This is a genomic window from Desulfobacterales bacterium (assembly GCA_034520365.1).
Classification (GTDB): domain Bacteria; phylum Desulfobacterota; class Desulfobacteria; order Desulfobacterales; family Desulfosalsimonadaceae; genus M55B175.
In genome coordinates this window covers 133,127-159,824 of sequence record JAXHNP010000007.1, presented here as the reverse complement: position 1 = coordinate 159,824, position 26,698 = coordinate 133,127, and the positions used below count along the sequence as shown (strand labels likewise).

The 26,698-nt window shown below is 46.3% G+C and carries 21 protein-coding genes; 12 read left to right on the top strand and 9 right to left on the bottom strand.

The window, feature by feature from the left end; all coding sequences use genetic code 11:
* Nucleotides 1-103 precede the first annotated feature (103 nt).
* The 4 genes from U5L07_14960 to U5L07_14945 all read left to right on the top strand — a co-directional run bounded on the left by U5L07_14960 (nucleotide 104) and on the right by U5L07_14945 (nucleotide 7,341).
* Nucleotides 104-3,829: a choice-of-anchor U domain-containing protein gene (locus U5L07_14960; GenBank protein MDZ7833046.1), complete on the top strand. Its 3,726-nt coding sequence runs from the start codon at nucleotides 104-106 to the stop codon at nucleotides 3,827-3,829.
* Nucleotides 3,830-3,919: 90 nt separating this feature from the next.
* Nucleotides 3,920-5,602: a hypothetical protein gene (locus tag U5L07_14955; GenBank protein ID MDZ7833045.1), complete on the top strand. Its 1,683-nt coding sequence runs from the start codon at nucleotides 3,920-3,922 to the stop codon at nucleotides 5,600-5,602.
* 73 nt (nucleotides 5,603-5,675) lie between these two features.
* Nucleotides 5,676-6,656 (top strand): glycosyltransferase family 2 protein, encoded by a 981-nt coding sequence (locus U5L07_14950; protein ID MDZ7833044.1) that lies wholly within the window; start codon nucleotides 5,676-5,678, stop codon nucleotides 6,654-6,656.
* The gene (locus tag U5L07_14945; GenBank protein ID MDZ7833043.1) at nucleotides 6,634-7,341 is read left to right on the top strand and encodes a class I SAM-dependent methyltransferase; all 708 of its coding nucleotides are present in this window, start codon (nucleotides 6,634-6,636) and stop codon (nucleotides 7,339-7,341) included. The genes U5L07_14950 and U5L07_14945 overlap by 23 nt, the downstream gene beginning before the upstream one ends.
* 23 nt (nucleotides 7,342-7,364) lie before the next feature.
* Here U5L07_14945 and U5L07_14940 read toward each other — a convergent pair whose 3' ends face one another.
* Nucleotides 7,365-9,092 (bottom strand): sulfatase, encoded by a 1,728-nt coding sequence (locus U5L07_14940; GenBank protein MDZ7833042.1) that lies wholly within the window; start codon nucleotides 9,090-9,092, stop codon nucleotides 7,365-7,367.
* 801 nt (nucleotides 9,093-9,893) lie between these two features.
* Between U5L07_14940 and U5L07_14935 the strand changes: the two genes are divergently transcribed.
* Complete coding sequence (locus U5L07_14935) at nucleotides 9,894-10,859, top strand: glycosyltransferase (GenBank protein MDZ7833041.1); 966 nt, start codon at nucleotides 9,894-9,896, stop codon at nucleotides 10,857-10,859.
* A gap of 13 nt (nucleotides 10,860-10,872) precedes the next feature.
* On the opposite strand, the gene U5L07_14930 is transcribed toward U5L07_14935, so the two are convergent.
* The 5 genes from U5L07_14930 to U5L07_14910 are packed head-to-tail and all read right to left on the bottom strand — an operon-like array spanning nucleotide 10,873 to nucleotide 16,622.
* On the bottom strand, nucleotides 10,873-11,688 hold the full coding sequence (locus tag U5L07_14930; GenBank protein MDZ7833040.1) for a hypothetical protein: 816 nt from the start codon (nucleotides 11,686-11,688) through the stop codon (nucleotides 10,873-10,875).
* A gap of 18 nt (nucleotides 11,689-11,706) precedes the next feature.
* On the bottom strand, nucleotides 11,707-11,898 hold the full coding sequence (locus tag U5L07_14925) for a hypothetical protein (protein ID MDZ7833039.1): 192 nt from the start codon (nucleotides 11,896-11,898) through the stop codon (nucleotides 11,707-11,709).
* Between the two features lie 49 nt (nucleotides 11,899-11,947).
* Entirely contained in the window at nucleotides 11,948-13,933 is a 1,986-nt protein-coding gene (locus U5L07_14920) for an alkaline phosphatase family protein (protein ID MDZ7833038.1), read from the bottom strand.
* On the bottom strand, nucleotides 13,930-16,032 hold the full coding sequence (locus U5L07_14915) for an alkaline phosphatase family protein (GenBank protein ID MDZ7833037.1): 2,103 nt from the start codon (nucleotides 16,030-16,032) through the stop codon (nucleotides 13,930-13,932). The genes U5L07_14920 and U5L07_14915 overlap by 4 nt, the downstream gene beginning before the upstream one ends.
* A 23-nt stretch (nucleotides 16,033-16,055) precedes the next feature.
* Nucleotides 16,056-16,622, bottom strand: coding sequence for a sulfotransferase domain-containing protein (locus tag U5L07_14910; protein ID MDZ7833036.1), 567 nt, complete (start codon nucleotides 16,620-16,622; stop codon nucleotides 16,056-16,058).
* Between the two features lie 1,006 nt (nucleotides 16,623-17,628).
* Here U5L07_14910 and U5L07_14905 point away from each other — a divergent pair.
* Nucleotides 17,629-19,008, top strand: a complete 1,380-nt coding sequence (locus tag U5L07_14905; protein MDZ7833035.1) for a tetratricopeptide repeat protein — start codon at nucleotides 17,629-17,631, stop codon at nucleotides 19,006-19,008.
* Here U5L07_14905 and U5L07_14900 read toward each other — a convergent pair.
* Both U5L07_14900 and U5L07_14895 read right to left on the bottom strand, forming a co-directional pair.
* The gene (locus U5L07_14900) at nucleotides 19,005-19,346 is read right to left on the bottom strand and encodes a DUF2304 domain-containing protein (protein ID MDZ7833034.1); all 342 of its coding nucleotides are present in this window, start codon (nucleotides 19,344-19,346) and stop codon (nucleotides 19,005-19,007) included. The two genes, U5L07_14905 and U5L07_14900, sit on opposite strands and share 4 nt — an antisense overlap.
* Nucleotides 19,333-20,085, bottom strand: coding sequence for a glycosyltransferase family 2 protein (locus U5L07_14895; GenBank protein ID MDZ7833033.1), 753 nt, complete (start codon nucleotides 20,083-20,085; stop codon nucleotides 19,333-19,335). The genes U5L07_14900 and U5L07_14895 overlap by 14 nt, the downstream gene beginning before the upstream one ends.
* A gap of 495 nt (nucleotides 20,086-20,580) precedes the next feature.
* Here U5L07_14895 and U5L07_14890 point away from each other — a divergent pair, with 495 nt between their 5' ends.
* The gene (locus U5L07_14890; GenBank protein ID MDZ7833032.1) at nucleotides 20,581-21,741 is read left to right on the top strand and encodes a glycosyltransferase; all 1,161 of its coding nucleotides are present in this window, start codon (nucleotides 20,581-20,583) and stop codon (nucleotides 21,739-21,741) included.
* Nucleotides 21,742-21,827: 86 nt separating this feature from the next.
* Entirely contained in the window at nucleotides 21,828-22,586 is a 759-nt protein-coding gene (locus U5L07_14885) for a transposase (protein MDZ7833031.1), read from the top strand.
* 73 nt (nucleotides 22,587-22,659) lie between these two features.
* On the opposite strand, the gene U5L07_14880 is transcribed toward U5L07_14885, so the two are convergent.
* Nucleotides 22,660-24,366: an IS1634 family transposase gene (locus tag U5L07_14880; protein ID MDZ7833030.1), complete on the bottom strand. Its 1,707-nt coding sequence runs from the start codon at nucleotides 24,364-24,366 to the stop codon at nucleotides 22,660-22,662.
* A gap of 352 nt (nucleotides 24,367-24,718) precedes the next feature.
* Between U5L07_14880 and U5L07_14875 the strand changes: the two genes are divergently transcribed.
* The 4 genes from U5L07_14875 (at nucleotide 24,719) to U5L07_14860 (ending at nucleotide 26,544) form a co-directional block, all read left to right on the top strand.
* Complete coding sequence (locus U5L07_14875; GenBank protein ID MDZ7833029.1) at nucleotides 24,719-24,976, top strand: UPF0175 family protein; 258 nt, start codon at nucleotides 24,719-24,721, stop codon at nucleotides 24,974-24,976.
* A complete protein-coding gene (locus tag U5L07_14870) occupies nucleotides 24,969-25,178 on the top strand; it encodes a hypothetical protein (protein MDZ7833028.1) in 210 nt (69 codons plus the stop codon). Before U5L07_14875 ends, U5L07_14870 begins: the two co-directional genes overlap by 8 nt.
* Before the next feature lie 725 nt (nucleotides 25,179-25,903).
* Nucleotides 25,904-26,134 (top strand): type II toxin-antitoxin system VapB family antitoxin, encoded by a 231-nt coding sequence (gene vapB / locus U5L07_14865; protein ID MDZ7833027.1) that lies wholly within the window; start codon nucleotides 25,904-25,906, stop codon nucleotides 26,132-26,134.
* The gene (locus tag U5L07_14860; GenBank protein MDZ7833026.1) at nucleotides 26,134-26,544 is read left to right on the top strand and encodes a type II toxin-antitoxin system VapC family toxin; all 411 of its coding nucleotides are present in this window, start codon (nucleotides 26,134-26,136) and stop codon (nucleotides 26,542-26,544) included. Before vapB ends, U5L07_14860 begins: the two co-directional genes overlap by 1 nt.
* Nucleotides 26,545-26,698 lie beyond the last annotated feature (154 nt).

The following is a 26,698-nucleotide window of genomic DNA, read 5'->3' as shown; positions in this document are numbered from 1 at the left end:
CATCAATGGCGTTTACAGAAACCACAAACTTAAAAAACGTTATAAAAAAGCTATATCCAGACATAATCGATGTAGCTAAAATACATAAACGGGAGAGCCTTATATGTTTTCCAAATATCGAACTGTTTTAATATATGCGGTATTAAGCTTGATGCTGATGGTGCCGGCAGCCGTGCTGGCTGCCCCCCAGCAGTTGACAGTGGGTGCCGGCTGCGGGGAGGTAAGTGATGAATTAACGATTCCTGTGACTGTGGATGATCCGGAATCGCTGGCTGGCGCTGCTTTTACGCTGGAATATCCAAGTGACCTGGATGTCCGGGTGGATACCCAATTTTTTGAGGTTATCCAGTCCCATAAAATCAGTTCCGGCCTGATGGTTGCCGCTGCGAGTGCCAATGGCGCGTCAGCCGCCGATTCAAAAACCATAATGACCCTTAGGGTGAGTTTGGCCTCCGGGGCGGCCGACGGTTCATATCCTATTTCCATTGCGCCCTCGGAAATCAGCAATGCCAGTGCCGGCTATGATACAGCCAAGCGCATTGATCTGTTAACAAGCGGCGAAGCCTCGCCCGGGACGCTGATATCCCCTGCCGACTATGATGCCGGGGGCGCGGTTGTTGGTGGTGAAGTCACGTTCTGTGACCCCGAAAAAGACAGCGATCAGGACGGCTATAGCGATCTTGATGAATGCAGAAACGGGACTGATCCGGATGATCCGGGCGATCCGGGTGACTCAGCACATGATGGCTATGATCCCTGTACGGATGCTCAAGTGGAAAAGCAGGTGGTGAAACTTTCCCCGGATTCCGCCGAGGTGAAAGTGGAAGAGACGTTTAATATCACCGTTGATTATATTGATGATTCTCAAACCGGCGGCATTGATCTTTTGGTCCACTATGATGGATCCTTGGTGACATACGCCGACGGGACAGAAAACCCCATTCGCTTGAGCTTTGATGCGGCGAATTCGAGGGAGCTTTCTTTTGCCGCCCAACAGACCGGCAGTGCTGATTTTGAAGTGGAACGGGCTGAAACCAGCGCAACAAGCGATATCCCTTTTTGCAGTTTTGATACCACGGTGACGGTGCGGCCGGATTGCATAGACCTTGACGTAGAAGATTTCAGTGCGTCTCCAAACACGGATATTGAATCCGGTGAGCCAGTAACCATTTCCTGGGATGTCAAAAACGCCGACAGCGTCTCCATTCGCGAGGGGAAAATGGTTTCTACAACAATTGTCAGTAATGGGTCACCTAAAGGCCAGACTACGGTATATCCGTCTCAGAGCACCTATTATATATTAGAAGCCACTGCCGTAGACCAATGCGCGCCAGCCGTCGCAGAAGAGTATGTTAGTGTTACGTCAACCTGCAGTTCTCCGAATATCAGTTTTTCCGCTGAGCCGAAATCCATTTCCCAGGGTGGCAGCGCCACCCTTTCCTGGCGGATAAGCAATGCCGTGTCCGCACAGATCATCGGACTGGGGTCTGTCAGCAGCTCGGGTGGTTCAAAATCTGTGAAACCGACGCAGACAACGCGCTATACGCTGACGGCAGAGAGCAGTTGTGGCGCCACATCAAGCAAAGCGGTGACTGTTTATGTAAGCGATGGCACCTGCGGAACCCCGGAAATTTCGGATTTTTCTTCAAAGCAGGAGAAGCCCGGCCAGGTTGTTCTTTCCTGGGAAACCACCGGCGCGGACAGTGTAAATATTATTATTAACCGAACATATAAACTTGACGCGGGGTTGCCGCCTAACGGCACGATTAAACACTCAATAACTGAAAAAACAGAATATCAATTAATTGCAGTAAACAGCTGCGGGAATCGGGCCGAAAAATATATTGTCGTAGAACCGGGGGCTGGGGGCTCAAACGACAATGTGCCGGGAATTAAGGAGTTTTTGGCCAATGGAGAGAAAACGACCAACATAGTCTATGGCGAACGGGTAAAACTTTCCTGGGAAGTCAACAATGCCAATCGTGTTGAGATCGATAACGGTGTGGGTGAAGTGGACCCGGAGAGCGGTTTTGTATGGGTGACGCCGAAGGAAGAAACGACGCGTTACCGGTTGACCGCCCATAACCAGAACGGGGATGCTGTAAACGGGGTAACCATCCACCTGAGCTATCAGGAGGTACCCGGGATAAAGGAATTTTTGGCCAATGGCAAGGAAACAATAGATATAAGCTATGGCGAGCGGGTGAAGCTCTCCTGGGAGGTGAGGCGCGCCACCCGGGTCGAGATCGATAACGGCGTGGGTGAAGTGGACCCGGAAAGCGGTTTTGTCTGGGTGACGCCGACTGAGGAAACGACGCGTTATCGGTTGACCGCCTATAATCCTTATGATTCGGCGGTAAACGCGGTGACGGTTCGAATGAGCTATAAAGCGGTCCCCGGGATAAAAGATTTTTCAGCCAATAAGCAGGAGATAGATTATGGCGGGCGGGTGAAGCTTTCCTGGGAGGTGAAGCGCGCCACCCGGGTCGAGATCGATAACGGCGTGGGTGAAGTGGACCCGGAAAGCGGTTTTGTCTGGGTGACGCCGACTGAGGAAACGATGCGTTATCGGCTGACCGCCCACAATAGTTGGGGCTATGCGGTCAATGCGGTGACAATTAATGCCATCTGCAATCCACCGGGAATTACTGATTTTTCAACGGATTCACATTCTATTCGTTATGGTGAAAGCGCAACCTTATACTGGGAGGTGATCGGCGCTGAACGGGTTGAAATAGATAACGGGGTAGGTCAGGTAGATGACCCGGAAAGTGGCTCTGCAGAGGTTTCCCCTGAGCAGACCACCACTTATCTGTTGACGGCCACAAAAGCATGCGGGAGTGTTGCGGTTAATGCGGTAAAGGTTTCTGTTACCGGTTCCAAAGACAACCTGCCGCCGGAGCCCCCCGCCCTTGAGTCGCCTGGAGATAAAGAATTAAATGTTCCCGTATCGCCGGTTCTGGAAACTTCTTCGTTCAGCGATGAAGACGGGGACGATCATGTGAAAACGCGCTGGCAGATTGCTGAAGGAGAGCCCATTTTTGATGATCAGTATATGGTCTATGACGAAATTACCCATCAATACTTAACCCGTATTATTGTGCCCACGGATATGATTCTGGAGCCAAATACCGCTTATTACTGGCGGGCCATGCATTATGACGGCAGTTTATGGTCTCCTGCTTCCGAGGTGCATTCTTTTGTCACAACTGCAGAGGGACCTGAATATGAAAATGGCATCAGAATTGAAAATATAGTAAAAAATGATAGAGACATCCCGCTGGGTGTGGATTTTGTTGATGGAAGCGGCAATCCTGTCAATGAGGAAAATATTAAGGTTCTCAAATATCAGGCCGTGAATGAAGCATTGATTGGTATCAAGGCCCCGGAAGGTACTTTAGTCCAGAAGTGCGGGGTTGTTGATCCGGCGCAATATGCATCTGGTCAAGCGTCCTCATCAATGGAGTTTTTATACGGATTGATTGAATTTGCTCTGGATCTGCCGAACAGGGGGGACGAAGTCTCCATAGAGCTTCATTTTTCAGAGCCAATCCCTGAAAATGTCTCCTGGTTTACGTTTGATCCGAATAGGGGCGAATACTATGATTATCAACAATCCGTCGAGCAGGACGTGGTTTTATTCAGTGAGGACCGCATGTCGGTTACATTGAAATTTAAAGACGGGGGATACGGCGATCTGATCGATGAACCGGATGGCCGGATAATTGATCCCGGCGGATTGTCGGCCGCCGTTTCCAATGGCGGAGACAGTGGCAGCGGCGGCGGTGGCAGCAGCGGATGTTTTATTCGGGCGCTGCTTGGCCGCTAATATCTGTTAAGGTTTAGTATATTATATGAAAGGGCGTTTGCCCTCCCTTTACAAAGGGCGGGCAGCGCCTTTTTTTTGAGACTGCCGGCCATGTTAAAAAGCGGTATTAGTAAAAATTTTTTATTTGACGGCGTTTTTCTCTTTGCCCTGGGGGCAGCGGTTTTTTTTTTCTGCTCTCATATATTGAAGTTTTGGTGGCTAGCGGATGATCCGGCCATACTAAAACATGCGGTGCAATATAGTTTTTTTGAATATTTTTTTAATCCATCGGTGTGGCGGGAGCTCTCCATCTCTAATCTCACCCCATGGCTTACCCTTGCTTATGACATTGACTGGCATCTTTTCGGTTTGAAGCCGGAATCCTTTTATTTGCATCATCTCAGCTCCATTGTTCTTGGAATATTTGTTTTGTATGTGGGCTTAAGGCATTTTTTCCCCCCGTTTTTGGCTTTTCTTGCTTCTCTGCTTTTTTTATGCAGCTTGCCATTTTTTGATGTTTCGCAGCATTTGTATAAGCGCCATTATTTGGATGGACTGATATTTAGTTGCATCTCATTTATCTTTTTTGTCCATGCAATCAAAAAGGATAAAATGGAACTGGGCCTTCTGGCCGCCTTTTTTTATGCCCTTGCGCTTACCGCAAAAGAAATATATGCCCCCTTATGTTTGTTTTTTCTGATGATTCCCGAGGTTGATTTAAAACGCCGCATTCGGCATTTATTTCCTGTTGCGGCGGTGGCTATTGTTTATATTATTTGGCGCCGTTTGATGTTAGGGGAATTTTTGGGCGGATATGGACAGGCCGTTAGCCTGCCGTCTCTGCATGAATTTTTTATGTTTTTTCAAAACATATTCCTTGATTTAAATTATACTGAAGCAGCACAGTATGTTATTTTTATCGCTTTGATGTCGGCCGGCGGCGCTTGTTTTTTGAAATGTTCGTTTCAGTGGAAGCTTTTCTGGATATGCTGGGCGCTAATTGTTTTGCTGCCTGTTGCCCCTGTATTATCTTTATGTCATTCGCATTATATGTTGCTCCCCTATCTTTTTACTTCAGTTGCCGCCATCTCTGTTACCTATTGGATCACCGTTACATATGCGGACTCGAAATCGGCGCTTATGATATATGCGCTGCCCCTCATGCTTGTTATTATAAATATTGGGCTGGTTGTACCGCAGGCAGCGGCTGAAAAAAAGAATGCAATGGAGCGGATTTATGCGGAAGGGGAATTTGTGCTAAAGCGCGGCGCCCGGACAGATATTCTGCTGTCGCCGGCAATGCCCTTCTGGCATCATCACGGCCTGCTGTGGTTAAGAGAGGAAGTGCTGGGATCAGGGGCTGGCCCTGAGATTTTCGCGGATGAATGCTTTTTAAACTACAGTGCCAAGAATACACTGGGATATAATAGAAAAATTTATAAATACGATAGGGGGCTGTCTGAAGTAGCGCCTGTAAAGAGACTCAAAAAATGTGATATACGAAAAGAGGCCGATCTCTATGTAAGGTTTGCGCATAATGACAGATATAAATATTTATGGCAATTGGGCCCCTATGACGCAGGGTCATACAAGTTTTTGATCCGCAATCAAAAAACAGGCAGATTGGAAATAGTTTATCCGGTTGCTCAATCAGGCAGGTTAAAAGCCAGCTTCAATGATGAGAGCGTATATGAACTTATTGTAAAATATGCATCGAATCAAGGCTGGATGACCTATTCGGATGCGATCCCATTTAATTCCGGGAAAGAATTTAGCATTGAATGGTCAAGGTGATCACTTATAAAAGCAATAAACACTCAAATGATTTATTAACTAACTGTTTTTGTCAGAGCCAAAGGGAGTAGATATGCCGGATGCCCCGAATTTACCTGCATTAGCTGTTGTTTCTCCTTGTTATAACGAATCCGAAGTCATCAAAGACACGGTGAAGCAATTATCTGAATATCTTGATCATCTGATCAATCTTAAAATTGTATCTAAGGACAGCTTCTGTTGTTTTGTAGATGACGGCAGCAAGGATAATACCTGGGATATTATAAAGCATGAAAGCCAAACATATCAAAATGTAAGCTGTATCAAGCTTGCCGGCAATGTCGGCCAGCAAAAGGCATTAATGGCCGGGTTGTCTTATGTTGCTGATAAAATAGATTGTGCTGTTACTATTGATGCAGATCTGCAGGATGATATAAGTGTCATTGAGCAGATGGTCGGCAGTTTTAAAAATGGCTATGATATTGTTTATGGAGTAAAGGATTCGAGGCATGCAGATTCAATTTCAAAACGATATACGGCTCAAGCATATTATAAATTGTTAAAACTATGTGGTGTTAATATTATTTATAATCATGCCGATTTCAGATTGTTGAGTGCGAAAGCCATTCAAGCACTTGAAAAATATGAAGAGAGCCACGTTTTTTTGAGAGGCATTATCCCATCGCTCGGTTTTTCGAGTACGAGCATAACATATTCGATTAAAGAGCGAGCTGGCGGAAGGTCCAAATATAACTTAAAAAGAATGCTGGCATTGGCATGGGATGGGATTACCTCTTTTAGTGTCACCCCCTTGCGTTTTGTTATGCTTATCGGCTTATTCATTGCCATTCTGTCAACAGGGGTCGGTATATGGATTGTTTCTCTGACAATTTTTGCTGAAGATATGATTGTCCCTGGCTGGGCCTCTACGCTGCTGCCAATATTTTTTTTAGGCGGGATTCAAATTCTGGCCATTGGTATCATCGGGGAATATCTGGGCAAGATATACCTTGAGGTAAAAAAACGCCCGCGTTTTATTGTGGAGGAGATTGTTGATAGAGAGAAAGAAACCTGAAGAGTTTGATCAATTTGCCGACACGTATAATGATTTACTGGAAAAGCAGCTTTCTGTTTTAAATCGCGATATCGGTTATTTTGCTGAATATAAGATCGCAAAGGTTTTTTCCAAAACCGAGGCTTTCCCCCGAAAAATACTGGATTTCGGGTGTGGTACGGGGCGCAGCATTCCCTACTTAAAAAAATATTTTCCTGACTCAAAGATTAGCGGCTGTGATGTATCTGTAAAAAGTTTGCGCGCCGCTTCGAAAAATTTTCCTTATGCGGATTTTTATTTGGTTTCGGAATTGGCACTTCAAAAAAACCAGCCGAAATTCGACCTTGTATTGGCCGCTGGGATTCTGCATCATATCCCGATCAATGAGAGGCACCAAACGCTAAAAAAAATAGCCAGCTTAATGGATTTCAATGCAGATTTATTTATTTTTGAGCAGAATCCGTTGAATCCGGTTACAAAATATTTCGTAAATACGTGCCCGTTTGACGAAAACGCCAGCCTGTTAAAACGAAAAGACGCGCTTGATGGTATCGAACAATCAGGTATGGAGGTAAAGAGTTCAGGTTATACGCTTTTTTTTCCTGGTTTTTTAAAACCGTTGCGCCGGTTTGAGCCTTATTTAGAGTGGCTGCCGTTGGGCGGTCAATATTACATTCACGCCGTTAATAAGCCCTTGAGGGCGTAACTGGTTTTGAAATAAAGATTTCTTTATTTTATATAGCCCAGTTCTTTTAACTGGTTTAAAGTTTTTTCATCCAAATTTTCAATATTTACGTCTCCCCCTGTGCCGGCCCTCTCGTTTTGATCTTGATATCTTTTCAATTTTTGCAGGTAATAGCCGGCTATCAGCGGCCGCTCATTGAAGCAGTTGTTTTGCTCGGCCGGATCTTTCTGTAAATCGAACAATTCGTTGCCGTCCGGGGCTATAATCAATTTATAATTCAAATCTCTGATGCCGATCTGCCCGGTTCTTGCCAATGTTTCAAGGTAAATATGGTCCATATGGCCCTTTGCCGATTCCTCAAACAATGTCGGCAGAAGGCTGGTGCCTTTAAGTCTGTCTGTTGCGCGGATGTTGAATATATCCAAAAGAGTCGGTTTGATATCCACAATGCTGGCGATGTTCGGGATATTTTTACGCTCTGTCTGGATTTTTTCCGGTGTTGAGATAATAAACGGTATATGGAGCATATCGTCATAAATTGAGTCATTATGCGTAGTAAAACCGTGTTCCATAAATGCCTCACCGTGATCTGAGGTGAAGAAAATAATCGTTTTTTCTTTTAATTGCCTGGATTCCAGAAAATCAACGATTTTTTGCGCAATGGCATCAGCGAATAATATATTTGCGTCATACATGGCTTTTATGTGTTCTAATTGGCTTTGGCTGGCCTCTATTTCCTTATCTTGAATTTTTTGAAGCGTTTCAGAGCTGACTGATATCGGTGTATGATTTTCCTGATGAAAAGTTTGATACTTTTCAGGCGGTTCGTAAGGGGCGTGTGGCGGCATCAGATGCAGATATATGAATTTTTGTGCTGTCTGATCATTAGCGGACTGATAAATTGTTTCCAGAGCGTTCCGGATTTCATTTGCCTGATTGTTATACTTAAGATCGAAAAAAACATCTGTAAATCCGCGTTGAAGCCCCCATGTTTCTTTAAAATAGGTGTGGCCAGTGATAAGATAGGATGCCACATCATGATCAGACAAAATTTCCGGCAATGTTTGAACCACTGGACTAAGCCGGTTTTGGTGACGAATCAAACCGTGCTCGTCACAATAGGTCGAGGTCAGTAGGGTTGCAGTGGATGCCAGGGTATATGGCTGATTGGCAAAAAAATGGTCAAATACAATGCCTCTTTTAGATAATTGGGCCAGGAAGGGGGTTGTATCCCTGTTGTATCCGTATATATTAGAGTGCTTCGCATTAAATGCGTCAAAAACAATATAGATGACATCCAGATTTCGGATGCTTTTTTTGAATTTATTTAGCGGGGCTGTTTTCGTCGGCGTCTGTTCATCCAGGTCGTTTTCTGCTTTGTCAATTTTTAGCTTAGACCATAATACACCATTTTTCAGAGTTGATTCCGTCGGGGTCTGGGGTTGAGATGCATCATCCGCTATGCAGAATGAAAATTTGACTATCTGGCCGGCAAACGGTTCAAGAGATATTTTTTTGGAAGCCGAATCATTTTTTTTAACCGCCAGATCAATGCGTTTCGTCTCTTTGTCTCCGGATGAAATAAGAATTTTGCCCGTAACAGGGTTTTTCAGAGGCGCCGCCGCTACCTCAAGGTTACTACCGGCGGGGACGCGATAATAATAATTCATTACCGTATGGGGAGATTGAAGGATCTGATCTTCATTTTTTTGTAGTATTGCCGAATGATCCGGTATGCTCGGTGTTTTCAGCCGAATTTCATCAAAAGCCACCGAAAGTTTTCTGTCGTCATTGGAGTCGGTATGATCTGAAGGCTTTTCGGCATATTTGTATTGAAATCGCAGTTTGTTTTTTCCGGTAGTGACAGAGTCTGAAGGCAGTGAAACATGATACTGGTGCTTTGAGGGTTTCAGGGGGAGTTCAAGCAGATAGTCGCCATTTAAAGATATCTTGATGGTCTGTTGGGGGGTTTTCCCGGGCATAAAAGGCCGGCAGGAGATTATTAGGTCCATGTCTGCTTTTATCGGCGAAAGAAAGGTCAGATCGCTCTTTAAGCCTTTGGCCCAGCGTGCCTGTTCTGGGTCAGATATATGATGCCAGCCCTTTTCCAGCTGTCTCGTATCAAAAGATTTCAGATTAATGGTTTGATGGGGCAAGAGTTTTTCGGATAGGGCAAAGGCATTAATTAAATTTGTGTATGAGGGGTCTGGAATAGATGATTTTTCTTTGCGGGTCGTCTTTGCCGCATCTCCGGCGGCATTAATGTTTATGTCATTGGTGGTATTGTTGTTTGAGGTGTCGGAGCATCCGCCCAGTATCAAAAAACCCAGCAGGATAACGCCCACATATGCATATTGTTTCATTATGCCATCCTTTTTTGTCGTCTTATATGTTAATGATTTTAATCGCTTGTTAAGATATAAATTTAAATTATAGTATTTTTAAAAATCAGGGTCAATTTAGTTTTCAAACATTCAAGCATCCTGAAGGGTGTTGGGGATGGATACAAAGGGTAGTGGCGGGCCACCGTGCCCGCCTGAAAAGCTTAAATGGGATGAAAGAGAGCAGCAGTGATGCGTCCAGCAAATCAATTCGCCGCTGATAAAGTGTTGGCAGCGGTCATTGCCCGGCAAGGGGAGGATACGATTCAACCCCTTTTAGATACCTGCCTGTCAAAAACTGGCATATCGGTGCTTTTGATTGATAATGCCTCGCATGATGCTACATGCGAAAAAGCGCACAAAGCCAATATCGAAAACCTTGAATGTCGGGCTTTACCGACCAATATTGGCGTAGCTGCTGCGGCCAATATGGCCTTGGCAGCGGCTCTTGAAAGAAGATCGTGTTGGCTCTGGATGCTGGATCAAGACAGCCGTTGCACGCCCGGTTGTCTCGCCCGTTTACTGGAAACCGCTGAAGCTCTGAACCGAACCGACTCGCCTGTAGGCGCTGTGGCAGCCTGTGCGCGGAGCGCTAAATACCCAGAGCACGTGCATTGGCCCTATCGCTGGAATGGGGTAAGTTTCGAGGAACCTGCAGATATCGGAGAGGCGCTGGTCCAGCAAACACCGTGGAAGGTGGATTCCAGCCTGAGCTCAGGCACGCTTTATGCCGTTGAAGCTCTCAACAGGGTCGGAGGATTTCGAAGCGACTATTTTATCGATTTTGTGGAGCATGAGCTGCACTTGCGCCTTCGCGATGCGGGCTATAGTTTTTACTGGGATCCCGGTGCTGTAATTTACCATCAACTCGGCCAGTACCAAAAGCTCACGCCGCAAGGGCTATGGCTGGAACATGCTCCCGAGCGTTATTATTACATGGCGCGCAACATGATGGACGGGCTTTACCGCGCCGGCGGCCGTCCCGCCCGGCGGCATTTTCTTCGGCACACCTTACCCGGTCATATATTCCTGCAATTTCGCTGGGGCCGTCACCCGATAAGGGCCACGGCCTATGCGCTAAAAGGGTTGTATCATGCCTGGAGAAAGGAGTTTAAGCCTTTGCCCGCATCAATCCGCAAAAAAAATATTGGCCGATAGCGGGTTATGCATATCAAATCACAACCCTGAAAAGGGGCTTGATGATTAAAGCAAACAGGAGTGTCAGGATAAAATATAGAACAATGGCATCCATGCTGATCCAGAGGAAGGAATAGGAAGCGCGCTTATAATCAACGGTGATTTCTTTTAGCGCCGTATTATCCGGCAAAAAACCTTCAGCCGGGTATAAAAAGGCGTTGAGCCCATTTGATTGCACGCTTTTTGGCAGGAAACGGCGGGGTGGGGGGGTGCTGGCAATGCTTTTTTGGCCCAGTTTGTTTTTCAATGTATAGAACGCCACCGCTTCATTTGATTCGGCACTGGGAATAAGTTTGGCCCGCCAATAGGCTGTGTTTTTATCCGGTATACGCAGGACGGGCGTCATCAACTCAATGCCGGCGGTTGGGCGGCATTGGATGGAGTCAAGGGCCTTTGGCTGGTTGATGCGGGCGGATATAATAAACTCATTTCCTTTTTGAAGGGGCGCATAGCCGCATCTTTGGTTGATCTGTATGGTGATAATCAGCAATGGAATAATGATGATCACAAGGGGGGGGAGGGTGTATCGGATATATAGCAAATTATGCTTGAAAATGCCGCCCATGCTCGAGAGGATCATTAAAAGCTGGTCCTTGTACAGCCGGATTTGAAATAAATGCCCGAGGATTTTTCCTTTTTCTTTTTTAATGGCTGTTTGGTCGGACATCTTTTTGAAAATGACCAGAAATACGGCCGCACTGATCAAACTTAGCAAGGCGATCGTCGCGTATCGTTGCCCATAAGTTTGATTCATGCTGATCAGATCAAAAATGCGGTTTATCAGGTGCATCAGACTTTCCATTGGATTTTACGAAATATAGCCGAGTCCTTTTAACCGATCCAGGACTTCCTGGTCGCTGGGTGCATTTTCATCACCGGCGTAATTGATTTCCCGCTCCAGCATGTGGGCGACAAATTCATCTGCCGATGCATAACCGGCTTTTTCGGCGAGATTTTTAACTTTTTGGTAGAGGGCATCATCAATTTTTATTTTGGCCATCATTCAATCTCCTGCTTAAAACGTTTCAATTTGAACGGGTTTCGTTTTTTCAGCCTTTAAAAAGGCTGGTGCCGGTCATGTCCGCACCCGGTTGAATAGCAAAACGGTCCAGTATGGTGGGGCCGATATCGCAGAGGCTTGGGGATGTCTTGGATAGTTTATGGTTGCTGATCAACAGGGCGGGCACAAAAGCCGGATCCATGCAATGGTCCCCGCTCCATTTGTCTGTATTGTCTTTGAATATTTCGGATTCAAAGCTGCCGAGTATACTTTTCCAGGAATTTCGGTAGCCTTCGTTCCAGCCCACAATAATATCCGGGGCATCCGGATGCCGCTGCTGCTCTTCCGGGGGGATGATGCGGATTCGGGAAACAGCGTTGTCTCCGGTTTCAGGATCACGCAGGGCTTTCAGGTCCTTGCTGAGCATTTTAAGCAGGCTGTTGGCCTGACCGTTTGTAACAATGCCGTTGGCCTCTCGTTGCTCCCTGTTTAAATAAATACAATTAATCCCCACATTGTAGGCGGCGGTTCGCTTCCAGTCAACTTTTTGGAAATAGCCATCTTTTCCGGCCACTTGGTTGATTCTGCCATTCAGTGAGAGATAGCCCTTTTCATGAAGCCAGGTGTTGAGATTGACCTGACGATTAAATGCGCCAAATCCATGATCGCTCATGATAAGCAGGGTCGTATCCGGATCCCGGGTGTCGATTTGATCCATGATTTTTTGAATGATACGATCCACCCTGAGATAGTAGGAAAGGATGGTGTCACCGTATTTTGCAGCCATTTCCTGGGAGTACAATGGATTGGCATCATCCATCATGCGCCAATACATATGGGTGTTTTGATCCAGGCTGGAAAAATAGAAAAAAAGCATGCCGCTGCGAATTTTTGAAAACCGGTCAAGTTCAAAATCCAGTAAGCGTTCCCGTTCATCAAAAACCTGATCAGCAAGTTCCAAATATTGATCTTCGGAAAGGATGCCGTCAGAAAGGGCCTTGGTATCCTCCGGAAAACCCTGGGTATAAAACATGCCCACCTGCCGGGTGAGTTTCTCGGCGTAGCTCTCTGGATATGCGATTGGCAGGGAAGGAGCTGCGGGGTTGATATTGATGGGCGAGATGTACATTGAAAAGTCCGGATGCACCTGCTTGATCAATATCTTGCAAATTCCTTTGACGCTGATTAGTTGCCCCATCATAGGGAATGCGATTTCCTGCCAGCCGCTCCATTCGCCTTGTTTGAGCACAAGTTCATTATCCTGAAGACGGATGCGGGCGACCGGATTATGTTTGTCCCGCCAGATGGTAAGGGGGACATGGCTTTCCGGGCTGCCGTCGCGCAAGCTGTTGGCAGGCCCCGGCAATCTGACATCCGCACGTCCCTGGCTGAATTGAATGGAGATGCGGCGGCCGCCTGAAAGATTATTTTTTTCAGCAGAAGTTGTTACTAAAGTGTAGCTGCCATATCCTCCCCTGAGATCCGGTGTTCCCATGCCAGAGACCATATTAACGGAGGTGTTTGATTGGCAGGGAAAGTTGGCCGGCATTTTAAAGATTGTTGTGGGGATTTCTCTTTGGCCTAGCGCCTCCCAGAAAGGTTTTCCTTTGCGAAGCAACCGCGTGTCTCCCGCCGAGAGCGGTATCCGGTAATCAGCGATATGCAGAACACGTTTGGGGGGCGTGACTTCTGATGTTGATAAATAAGGCGCCATAGTTTCCGGATCACGGTGTATAAAATCATAAATACCGTGCATGCCCGGGGGCGCTCCTGTTGTTACATTTGACCATGCTACGGGGCTTTGGGGCGGCATGCTTGTTTGCATAGGGGTCATCGCACCATTTTTAATGAGCTTTTGGATGTTCGGCAGCAGGCCTTTGCTTAAAAACTGCCGGGTCAAACGGACATCCATGCCGTCAATGCCAAGTACCATGACTTTGGGATGGCGTTTGGCGGCATATAAAGAACTGTGAAGGGGGAGTATGGCTGTCGCTCCCATTGCTGTGAGGTATTTTATAAATTGTCGTCGATTCATGGTCTTTGGCTTTTAAACGAAAGGTTTAATGTCCGTCCATCCTGATTTTTAAGTGGGGGAACGCCGAAAAGATCCTGAATGGTCGGCGCAATATCCAGGATGGAGGGGTTTTTTTCTTGAACTTTGCGATTGCAGAAAAAAATCCCCGGCACCAGTTCCGGATCTACGGAATGATCCCCGGACCAGCGCCGGGTATTGGGTTCGATAACGCAATCCGTGGCTTTCCCTACTGCACTGTTCCAGGAAGCGCGGTATCCTTTTTCATAGCCGATTAAAAGGTCCGGCGCATCGTCGACATAGGGGCCGCTGAGATTCATTTGGCAGAGCATCGCCCGGCGTATGGGGGCTATCCCGGTTTTTTCATCGATTAGGGACTCGAGTTTTTCTTTGAGTTCGAGTTGCAATTTAAATCGTTCATCCCCGTTTTTCACTATTCCCTGGCTTTCTCGGTGTTCAAGATTGATAAAAATTCCCGTTAATCCCATACCGTATGCTTTTGTATGACGCCAGTCAACGTTTTCAAACCAGCTTCCGCCGGGCTTCATATTGTCATGAAACACCAGATACCCGTTTTTCCAAAGCCAGGAATTGATATTAATCCCCCATTTAAATTGTGTAAAGCCGTGATCCGAAATAATCATCAGCACATCATTTTTCTTCAGCCGGCTCATTACTTCCCCGACCATTTGATCCATGCGTTGATACATTCCCTGTATGGCCAGCTTATGTTTAAGGTTGTCTTTGTCTGTATTGGCCGGGTGATCTGGATCGAGGTATCTGAAGAACATGTGCTGGATGCGGTCACTGGTGTCAAATACGGATACGATTAAGCCCTCTCTGTTTTTTTTAAGCGCATCAAAGAAATGTTTTTTTCGATCCTCATAGATATCATAGCTTTGATCAAGGAAGTCCTGTTCATCAATAACCCCCTCATTTAATGCCCAAGTGTCTTCGGAAAGCCCCAGAGTTGAAAATGGGCCATAAAGCTTCGATAAAACAACGGAATAATAGAAAGGATGGGAAACCGGCAAAACAGGTTTTTCCGGATCAATATTAATCGGGCTCATGTAAAGGCGCATGTCAGGCTCTATTTGTTTAAGCAGGAATCGGGCAATCCCGGTAACTTTTTTATGTACCCCGGTTTTAAAGGACAGCCGAATCCAGGGTGAATATTCGCCCGGCATCAGTCTATAAGAATTTTTGTGGATTTGGAGAATCAGCTGGTTTCGTTCTAAATCAAGCTTTCCTTGGACATGGATGGTCAATTCGGAATTTTGGCCAGGCATTCTGGGGCCGTATATTTGGGTTTGAAAGCAATTGTTCTGTATTTCAACAGGTACATAAGCCCCTTCTGAAATTCCCGATGTATGTTGTTCCGCCGCACTTGTATAGCATGTAAAAGCGCCCTGGCTGCCTCGCAAATCCGGTGTGCACATGGCGGAGAGGCTGGCGCCGTAAAATTTTTCCGGGGGAAAAGATATGGGGACCCGCAAAACCGATGAAAAGATACCGTTTTTTCCGATGGTCTGCCAGAAAGAGGTGGCTTTTCGCAGAAACCGGACAACAGTTTTATTTCTTTGCCATTTTAAGGGCCCTATCTTTATAGGTTTGGTGATAGTGGCGATTTCGGCAGAGGATAATACCGGGAGATAGGTGTTCGTATCCCGGGTATAGAAGTCAAAAATGCGATGCTTTCCCGGGTTGACGCCGGTGGCAAAAGATGACCAGGCCACCGGAGAAATGGACGGCTTGGTGGTGGAAAGCTTCGAGAACGTTCCTGACTGGCTCAGGTTTTTAAAGTGCGGCAGCAAATCGCTGTTCATATACTCATTGACAAGTCCGGGATCAAGTCCGTCAAACCCCAGTACAATCACGCGGCCGGCTTTTTTGTTTTTTCGGACCCGGGATTTTTTTAAATATAAAATTCCTGCCCGGAAAGGCCATAGCAGAATTGTAAAAACCGCCAGAAATCCCGTGGCCAAAAGGATAAAGAAGGATGATATCACCGCAAAACCCGCCCCCGGCCCTATATAGGCGAATGCGCAGGCCGGCATGACCAGCCAAAGGACAAAGATCAAAAGCAGGAAAATAATGGGCATGAACTTACTCATAGAGAATCTTTTTAGGATGTAATTTTGTTTCGGTATAAACGACTGTCCACAACATCTGCCATGGCCTGGATGTTACATGGGACCTGGATAAAAGCACTGATTTTTTCAGCGTATTCTTGAGGGGCATTTATAATATCCCTGTATTTTATAAAAAGGCATTCCATGTGAGCCTGTTTGGCTATCCACAATCGTATCGTATACAAATGATCTTTAAATTTTCGGGCCAGTTTGTCCTGATCCTCAAGACCCGCTGTGTCTCCCGTGCGTTCAAGCATTCGTGCTTGAGATAGCATGACCTCTTCAATGGGCCGCAGTACAAATAAAACTTTATAAGATTGCGTTCTGGGTAAATATGGCAACAAGTGAGAAATGACCTTTATCCCTTTCGCCTCAATATGATTAATCCATTCAGCATCTTCGGCCAGCTTTTTAATTGCTTCGTATTCGAAGTAGCCTTTCGGGTTGTCAACATCAGCCGTTCGGCGATAATCGGTCAAAATTTCAATGCCCCCGGCTTCAAGCATTTTCATGAGCATGGAGGTGCCGGAGCGCGGCAATCCGGATACAATATAAATCATTTTTTATACAGTCAAATTTAGGTGACGCATCCAATTTGCATTTAAGAAGTCTATATAGGCAAATTATAAATAATAACAAATTTGATTCAGTGGGCAAATAAATTTTTACCGGGACTCCAATTAAGTATGGGGTTAAGAGGCCTTTCAGGCGCTTGACATACATTAGAATTAATGTCATATCCCGATAAAAAAGAGCTGACATTAGACAGTAAGGATGCAAGGCAACTCTGGAATGTATGTGACCTCACGAAATTATATTATAAAGATTTCTTTTGCCCTCCTTATCATAATTCCTGCCCTGTTTGTATATGCCAATACCCTTGATGCGCCATTTCTTTTCGATGACTACAACTCGATTATCAAAAATAACCCAAACCTTCAAATCAGTGAATTAAGTATAGATTCCTTACTGGAAGTTGCCACTCAAGCTGAGGGGAAATATCGCCCCCTGGCAATCATAAGCCTGGCGGTTAATTATTATTTCGGCGGAACAGATACATTCAGCTATCACCTCTTCAATATCGCCATTCACTTGTTCACCGGGATTCTGCTGTTTTTTTTATTTCACGCGACACTGAATCTTTCCGTTACAAATACAGAAGGCAATGGGCGATATGCAAATTTTCAAACAGAGGCACAGCAGTCTTTATGGATTGCTTTTCTGGCTGCAATAATATGGGTGCTGCATCCCCTGCAGACCAATGCGGTCACGTATATCGTTCAGCGAATGACCAGCATGGCAACCATGTTTTTTGTCCTCTCTATGGTGTTTTATATTAGGTGCCGGCTGGCGATGCGCCGGGATCAGGCATTTGTGGCCATCGTTTTTCTCACTGGATGTGTGCTAAGCGGCGTGTTTGCTGTTTCAAGCAAGGAGAATGCCGCCACTTTGCCGATTTTTATTCTTTTATATGAATGGTTTTTTTTTCAGAATCTCCGCCCCGTCTATTCAAAATGGATGATCGCAGCCACGGTTATGGCTGTTTTGATATTTGGCTGTTTGGCCTTGATTTTTCTGGGCGACAACTCGATTGCACGAATAACAGCGGGATTTCGCTATTGGGATTTTACAATGGCGGAAAGGCTTCTAACCGAATTCCGGATTATTGGATTTTACCTCAGCCTTTTGTTTTTCCCGCATCCGTCACGTCTTACCCTGGATTATGATTATCCCCTGTCCTATTCTGCCCTTCATCCGTCAACCACTATACTCGCAATAATTATGGTGACGGCACTTTTTTTTCTGGCGGTTTATACGGCCAGAAAACATCGGGTGCTTGCGTTTTGTCTACTCTGGTTTCTGGGCAATTTGGTGATAGAATCCTCAGTAATTCCTATCGAGCTTATATATGAGCACCGACTGTACCTGCCATCCATTATGATCGCTATGCTGGTAGCGAATATTGTTTTTAAAACGTTAAAGCCACAATGGCTGTCGATAGCTGGCATGTTGGTCATTGCTGTGATTTTAGGCTTTTGGACTCATGAGAGAAATGTTTTATGGAGCGATGACGTTCAATTCTGGAAAGATGCTGGGCGCAAGGCGCCTGAGGATGCCAGGCCGCTTAAGAATTTGGCTTTTTCATTGCAGCAGAACGGACGATACAAAGAGGCGATTCCGTATTATAGAAGGTCTTTTGGGATGGCTGAACAGCCGGCGATTTTATATAATATAGGCCTGTGTTATAGTGCAATGGAATACCATGTAGAAGCTATCACCGCTTTCCGTAAAGGCATAGAAGAAAACTACAAGCCGGCAATGGCATACGCCAAATTGGGGTATGAATTGACCATGATAGGTGAGTTTAACACCGCTATCGAAAATTATCGCCAGGCGCTTGAAATTGATCCGGAGAACCAGGCGATTAAAGAGGACCTTCAACAGTTGATTCGGTTTTTAAGGCAATGCGGCGCCCCTGAAGCATGCGTTGAGGCCTTGATCGATCAATATCCTGAGAATCCGGCGCTCAAGTTTAAGATGGGGATAGTATATGAGGGGCAGGGAAAAACCAGGCAGGCTGCTTCAGCCTATGAAAAAGTGCTGTCAATGGTTTCAGCCAGGGAACGAGAGATATATATACTAGCCTTAAACCATCTGGCTACTTCCCATCTGCGCTTAGGTGCGGTTGACAAGGCCATGGCCTTGTTTTTAGAGGGTGCTGAGCTGTCCCCGGATGATTATAAGTTTGCCTATCAGCTGGCGGCCCTTCACGCTTACAAGGGCAATCCGGAAAAATCCTGTGAATGGCTTGAAAAGGCTGTTGACAGCGGTTTTGATGACCTGAATCGTCTGGAATCGGATACCCGCTTCAATGCTGTTCGGGATAATGAGTGGTTTTTGAGAATCCAAAAAAGAGTTAAGAAAAATCCGGCAGGGTCAAATTAATCATCCTTATCCATATTATTTTCATACAAGGCCAGCCGCTGGGCCAGGATTTTGATCTGCTGCTCGTGTTTGGAGCGGTGGATATCCATAAACAGAATTTTAATAAATATTAAGCAGATGGCGATGATCACGAACAGGATGGGCGGATAGTGAATCCCCAGCAGCCGGCCCACAAAGTCTGAAAGCTGCGGAATCAAGCCGGCAATGACAAGGCCCGCTGCCACAAATCCCCACCAGAGAGTATAATTCACCGAGAGCCGGTCCTTTCGCACAAGAAATAGTATCAGGGCGCCTGTGGCAAGCCCGATCAGTGCCGTAATAATGTTATAAACCGGCATCTGTACCTCCGCTGCATGTTTTTTCGCCGTTGTCTGTATGGCGGAATTTTGAAATGCACAGGGCGGTGCTCAAAAGCATGTACCGCATGACCTGCCACCAGTTGGAAAAAACCCGGGAGTGCCCGTTCATGCGTTTCTGCATGGGGACTGCCACTTCCTGAATTTTTAGGCCGAATCGCTGCATCAAAAGCAGCGCCCCCAGGTCCTGGTAGTCAAAAAGGTGCGCCCTGTCTTTGAGGAGCAGGTGCATGGCGCGATGGTTATAAGCCTTTAGCCCGGAGGTGAAATCCTCCAGGTCAATGGTGGTCAGCACGCGGAAAAAGGACCAGGAAAGCTGCCGGCATCGGGTGGCCCGATCCGGATTAGCGCCGATAATCACATCATTATCGGTGTTAAAAAGTGTGCCTAAAAGCAATGGTATGCTTTCGGCAAAATGCTGGCCGTCGGCATCCATGGTTATAACCGTATCGTATCCGTGGGCCAGCGCATAGCGAAACCCGGTCTGAATAGCGGTCCAGGCGCCCAGGTTCATGGATAGGCGAACCACTTCAGCCCCTGCCTGCCTGGCCAAAGCGCCGGTGCCGTCACTGCTCGCATCATCCACCACCAGGACTTTCAGGCCGGACAGTTCCCATACGGAACGGACCACATCCTGAATGCTTCCTGACTCGTTCCACGCCGGTATGACGACCAAAGTATTTTTGCCCGATTTTAGCGGCAGATCATGCCTGCTTGACATATGTTCTCGGTTATGGTGTGAATAGATGTTTAGTTTCTAAGTAATTTTGAGTTCAAGGTTCACGGTTCACAGTTCAAGTTTTAAAAAACTCAGTGCCTCTGACTTTGGCAAAGGTTTATAAAAATTGTAAAAGGTTTATAAAAAAAGGACCGAATCCTTTAACTCCCCCTTTTGAAAGGGGGATTTAGGGGGATTTTCATCATGGCCCATTATAAATCCCCCAAATCCCCGCTTTTTCAAAAAGGGGGGGCAGCATGTACTTTTATTCCAGACACTTCCGCTGCTGTCATTCCGAGAAGCGCAAGCGACGAGGAATCTTGTTTGTAAAAGATTTCTCGCTGGCGCTCGAAATGACAATGCGGACGCTTTTCTGGCAATGCGGACGCTTCTCAGGGTTACTTTCTGCAAAAATACCGCGGCGGCGGAATAAACCGCTTTTTACAAACCCATTAACATATTAAATCTTTACTGTCTAAGCAATAAATTGGGCCGCTTTTGAAAATCCTCCATATTTCCAAATTCTATCCGCCCGAGCCCGGCGGCATTGAGAGTTTTGTGTGTGATCTGGCCGAGGAGCAGGTCCGGCAGGGCCATGAGGTATGCGTCCTGGCCCATCAATCTGAATTTAATAAACCCACCTGCCGGGAACAAATTAATGGGGTAAAAGTGAGGCGGATCCGGACCTTCGGCCAGGCCGCCTATGCGCCGCTAACCCCTGAATTCCCGCTGCACCTTCTTTCATCCATACGAACGTTTAGGCCGGATGTGATTCACGCGCATCTGCCCAATATTTCTGCGTTTTGGCTGTTATTTATCAAAAAGCTGTGCCCGCTGGTGCTGCATTGGCACGCCGATGTGGTGGCCTCGCCGATCGATCGGAAAATGGGGCTCTTGTATAATTTTTACAAGCCCTGGGAGGCTTTGCTGCTCAAAAAAGCGGACCGCGTAATCGCGACGTCTAATGCCTATCTGCATGCCAGCCGGCCGCTTTCAGGATTTAAGGAAAAAATCCAGGTCGTTCCCCTGGGAATAAACCCGGCGCGACTGGAAGGCAGTCTTTCAGGCGGTAAGCCGTCAAAACCGGATTCGTCCTTCAAAGTGCTTAGCGTGGGCCGGTTTGCCTATTACAAGGGGTTTGAGTACCTGGTTGCAGCCGCGGAAAAAGTGCCGGATGCCAAATTCATTTTAGTGGGCGATGGCCCGCGCTATCTCAGTATTAAAAAACTGGTTTCGCAAAAAGGCCTGCAGGATCGGGTCGTTCTTCCGGGTCAGGTGGATACGGATCGTTTAAGGCAGCTCTTTTCAGACTGTGACCTGTTCTGCCTCCCCTCTATTGAACGCACAGAGGCGTTCGGCATGGTCCTCTTAGAGGCCATGAGCCTTGGCAAGCCGCTTTTGACAACTAAAATCGCCGGCTCCGGCGTAAACGAGGTGAACATAGACGGTGTTACCGGCATGCAGGTGCCGCCGGCAGATGCAGTTGCCTTGGCAGAAGCCATTAACACCATGCGCGGGCAAGTATCCGCCTGCCGGCAGATGGGCGAGGCGGCGCGCCGGCGATTTGAAAAATGTTTTCATATCAGCTCCGTTGCAGCACAAATTGAACGCCTCTATGAATGGGTCTATGAATGGGGTCGGACCTGTTTAAATCATTGAACTTATTTATTAAAGATCATTTACAAAGCCTTGAAACTGCCTTAGAATACCTATTTTGGCACTCAAAATGTCGAATTAAGGAGCCTATGCCCAGAGCTAACAGATATTTTTTGCCGGACCATGTGTGGCATATTACGCACCGATGCCATAAAAAGGAATTTTTGCTGAAATTTGCCACAGATCGCAGGGCCTGGATCAGATGGCTTTTTGAAGCCCGAAAACGCTACGGCCTGGAGGTCCTGAACTATACTGTGACTTCAAACCACATTCATCTTCTGGTGCACAGCAACCATGATCGTGAATCAATCCCCCGGGCCATGCAGCTTGTGGCAGGCCGAGTCGGACAGGAATATAATCAGCGGAAAAACAGGAAAGGGGCCTTTTGGGAAGACCGCTACCACGCGACTGCCGTGGATACAGATGAGCATCTTGTCCGATGTTTAATATATATAGATCTGAACATGGTCAGGGCGGGAGTTGTAGCGCATCCCCGAAAATGGAGGCACGGGGGATGGCATGAAATCGTTGACCCGCCCCGGCGATATAGAATAATAGCCCGGGATCGATTAAAGCAAGTGCTGGATGTAGATGAGAAAACACTGACTGACAGCTATGAACACTGGGTGGAGGATTATATCGAGGCGGGCACCAACCGGGAAAAGATCTGGAGCGAAGGCATAGCAGCAGGGTCTGCCGAATTTGTTGAGAATGTCAAGGCCAACCTTGGATTAAAGGCCAGGCATCGACAAATTCGCAGAAAAGAAAACGGTGCCGTGTACGCCTTACAGGAGTCACTTGCTGCTTACAGCGCTGATTTTGGGGGCGAAATTGAGACTCTAACCTGAGTTTACGATTTATCAAAAATCAAATACATAACATTTTGATATAATATATTATATATTACATCAAGCGTCCTCCCTAACTTGCCAAATACTTTTTCATTTCAAATAAATTGAAAAGCTCTTCTTGCACCTCATCCAGTTTGGAAACAACGGATTGGGCTTTCTGTTTATTCTTCTTTTTCGAAAATATATTCAACACTTCACGGATTCCGAAAAGCTTATCATGCAATTTGTTTATCGACATGGGGAGCCCGGATTCTTTGGCTTTTTTCATAATCAAGGCACGAAGCAGCAGCGATAATGAGCAATAAAACCCATGAACTCTTATCATATTATCGGTCCAATGATACATGGGCCACCAGGTGCCCGTGTTCCTGTCTTTCATCTGTTTGAAAACATCCTCTATAACGTACTGGCTCCGGTACGTCACAACGATATCTTCTGTCGTCCAGTTATGGTTGTCTGTGATAATAATGTTTTTGCCCAGATATGTATCGGCAAGCCTGGCATATTCATCCGTATTTATTTTATAGGATAGTGTCGGCATGCCATCGCGTTCACCGATCACTGTTTCTATCAGGTTTTTCATATGTTGCCCGGAAAGTGCTCTTGACACCTGGTTATGAATAGACTCTTTCGTCGGTTTTTTGCCTCTGGTTATTATACCCGCTGCTCGGTCGTCTAATTTGGCGGCGATAGCGTCGAGTTTGCCCATGCTTTTGTTGATTTCATTATTAATGGACTTCACCTGTGAAACATAAAGGTTGTCGTTGAATGTAACCACAACGGTAAGATCCTTTCCGTATATTCTTTTATGTGTACGAAAGGCCTTCACCTGATCAAGCCGCGGATGTGATAAGGGCTCAAAACGTTTATCGTTATTGGAGATTGTGGCCAGTTCTTTATGATCATCCGGTTTTACCGAACCCACAAAATGAAAACCGGAATCCCTGATAAATCTGTTCAAATTTTCGCTGGAGTTATTGCCCTTATCAAATACAATCGTCATGCCATCGCCTTTTGGGGCCCTGTTTTTAAAGGCTTGGAAAAAACGGTCAATCAAGACCTCAAACTCCTTTGAATCATGACGATTGCCTTCGAACACATCGAAATATAGTGGGAAGTGGTCTTTGCGTGTACAGAACAAGGCATAATTAATTTGCCTGAGATCACCGCGCCCCTGTTTGTTTTTCCCTCTTTTCGCAATTGCGCAACGCGTGTTAAAAGAACCGATGAATGTATAAAAATTGGTGCCATCGTATGAAGTGCATGACAAATCTAATTTTTCCCGGTCCAACACGGAATTGACAAGTTTCATCCAAGCGCATTTTATTTTATCTTCTGTAATCGCAGACATGTTGTCCCAAAACCGCTGCGAACTCAGAGAGGCCTTGTTGACTTCAGGAAACGCACGAAACAGAATTGTATCCTGGAACCAGGGCCACATCGATCGTTTACTCACTGCGTCAATTCCCCGATTTATCGCGGCCAGCGTCAAATAGAATCCAATTGATGGTCCTTGGTTCCGTTTAGGGAGGACACTGTCGAGGGTTTGTATCATCTTTATCTGTTCGGACGTATTTAAATAGGCTGCCGGGCCGCCGAGCTGGAAAATCTCTGCATAATCCGGCTTTAATGGTTCTCCCTCTACCGCTTCAATGATTTTGTGCAAAGGTCCTAAATATTTTTGCCATTTTCTTCGAGACTTGCCGTCTCGCCTCTCGCTTTCTTCCGCATAATAATAGGTGATGCCTTTAATCTTCTTCCTGGTAATATATGCCATAGCGCCCCCTTAAGTTAGTGGGTACAATAGCAATATATTGTGTCAATTGTCAAGTAAAACGTGAATATATTGTGCATAAAAAGTTAGGGGGCACAAAATATTTTATTAACGCATTGAAAATAAACGGCTTTTCGAATAAATTATTTATAATTCGTAAACTCAGGCTAAGGGATGAAAAGGGGCTTTTGTGGGACGTATTTGATGATATTTGAGTGGGTTACATAGGTCCGCCCCCATTAAAGAACCTTGCGTATTTTAGTTTACTGTTGTATTTTACTGTTAAGGGCCCAAGGCAAGGAAACACGTCAATTTTCCCTTGCTGCCAAAAATTCATGTTTGAGGATATATTGTCATGGAAACCAGAACTGTATGTTTTGACTTGCCGGTAGGGGCTTTTTCAGCCCTTCGCAAGACACCTGATGAACTTACACGGGACATGCGCCTTATAGCAGCCGTAAAGTGGTATGAAATGGGACAAGTCTCGCAGGAGAAAGCCGCAGAAATAGCCGGAATAACCCGTGAGGACTTTTTAATGGCACTGTCCAAACTAAACGTATCTCCATTTCAGTATACAGCCCGGGAAATACTTACAGAAGCCGGATATGAATAAAATTTTCGTCCTTAACGCCTCGCCGATTATTCTTCTTGGAAAAGCCGGCCTGCTGAAAACAGTCTCACCTCTTGCAGATTTATGGGTAGTACCTGAAAAAGTGGTCTCCGAGGTGGAAGTCAAAAAACCGGTTTCTGCTTATCTGTCGGATTTAAGTCATTATGAAATAGAATTTGCGGAACTGCTGAATCCAAACTTTTAAACCTGCCCCTGATAGGATCAATAGGTTTACTTGTAAAGGCAAAGCGCATCGGTTTGATTGACTCCGTCAGGCCGGAAATAGAAAAATTGCTCGAGGCGGGCCTTCGAATTGATGCAGAAACGTTGAATACCATATACTCAACCATTGGTGAATAAAGCCTTTGGGACCCGACCCCACAACTACCGACCCCACAACTATATAGCCCACGGAAAAGCAAGGTAGGGCTCGGGGCCAAGGAGCAAGGGCCAAGGAGCAAGGAACAAGGACACTTCGCCCTTGGCCCTTTCCCCTTGAACCTTGGCCCTTTCACCTTTCACCTTTCCCCTTGGCCCTCGGCCCTCGGCCCTTAGCCCACACAACCTTCATCCACGAAACATCCATCATCGACGACGGCGCACAGATCGGGTATATAATTATACAAGGGCGACAAATACAGTCGGAGGGCCGGCAAGGCAGTCCGGACTGAACAAAGAAGATTTTGAAACATAGGACTGAGGAGCCGGTTGCAATTTACACCCTGTTTTTAAGGGCAAAATTGAGGCTCTAAGGACTGAAAACAGGCTTTTGTGGAACGTATTTGATGACATTTGAGTTGGTTACATAGGTCCGACCCCATTCGGTCCGACCCCATTCGGAATCGGAATTCGAATTCGTCGAAAAAACTTGACAACCCCGCCCTTCGTATATATAAAAAGTATATACAGTAGAATTGTCCGGAGGGAAAAATGGAAAAAGCAAAATTGTTTCAAAACGGCAGCTCCCAGGCGGTCAGGCTGCCCCGGGAATTCCGGATGCCGGGCACCGAGGTCAAAATCTATAAAAAAGGCAGCCAGGTGATCCTCGAGCCCATGGAAACTACGTGGGATGCGGCGTTTGAGGCGCTGGAAGAATTTCCGGAGGATTTTATGGCCGATGGCCGCAGCCAGCCTGACATGCAGGAAAGATCCGCGTTTTGATGCGTTATCTGCTGGACACCGATATCTGTATTTACCTTATAAAAAACCATCCCCCGGAAGTCCTTGCGCAGTTTCGCAAGCACCCGCCCGAGGATGTGGCCATTTCGGCCATCACTCTTTTCGAACTCCAATACGGCGCCCAAAAAAGCCGATCTGCCCGGCAATCGGAAAAAGCGCTGGCAAAGTTTCTTCTGCCCCTGAGCATCATCGAACTGGACCGCTTCGGGGCCGAAGAAGCGGCTGCCATCCGTGCGCATCTGGAAAAAAAGGGGGAGCCAATCGGTCCTTATGATCTATTGATCGCGGGTATCGCCAGGTCCCGGCAGATGACCCTGGTGACCAACAACACAAAAGAATTTGAGAAAATCGACAACCTGCACCTCGAAAACTGGGTTCAAGCCACGGACTGAACCCATCACTTATCCAAAAATGATTTACGCAACACTGGTGCACTTCTTCCGGACCGTGTTCAGAGGCTGCTTATGCATTGAAAGAAGCAGCAGTCCCTTACAATGTCAATTTTGATTGCAAAAAGGCAATCCTAAGGGATGAAAACAGGCTTCT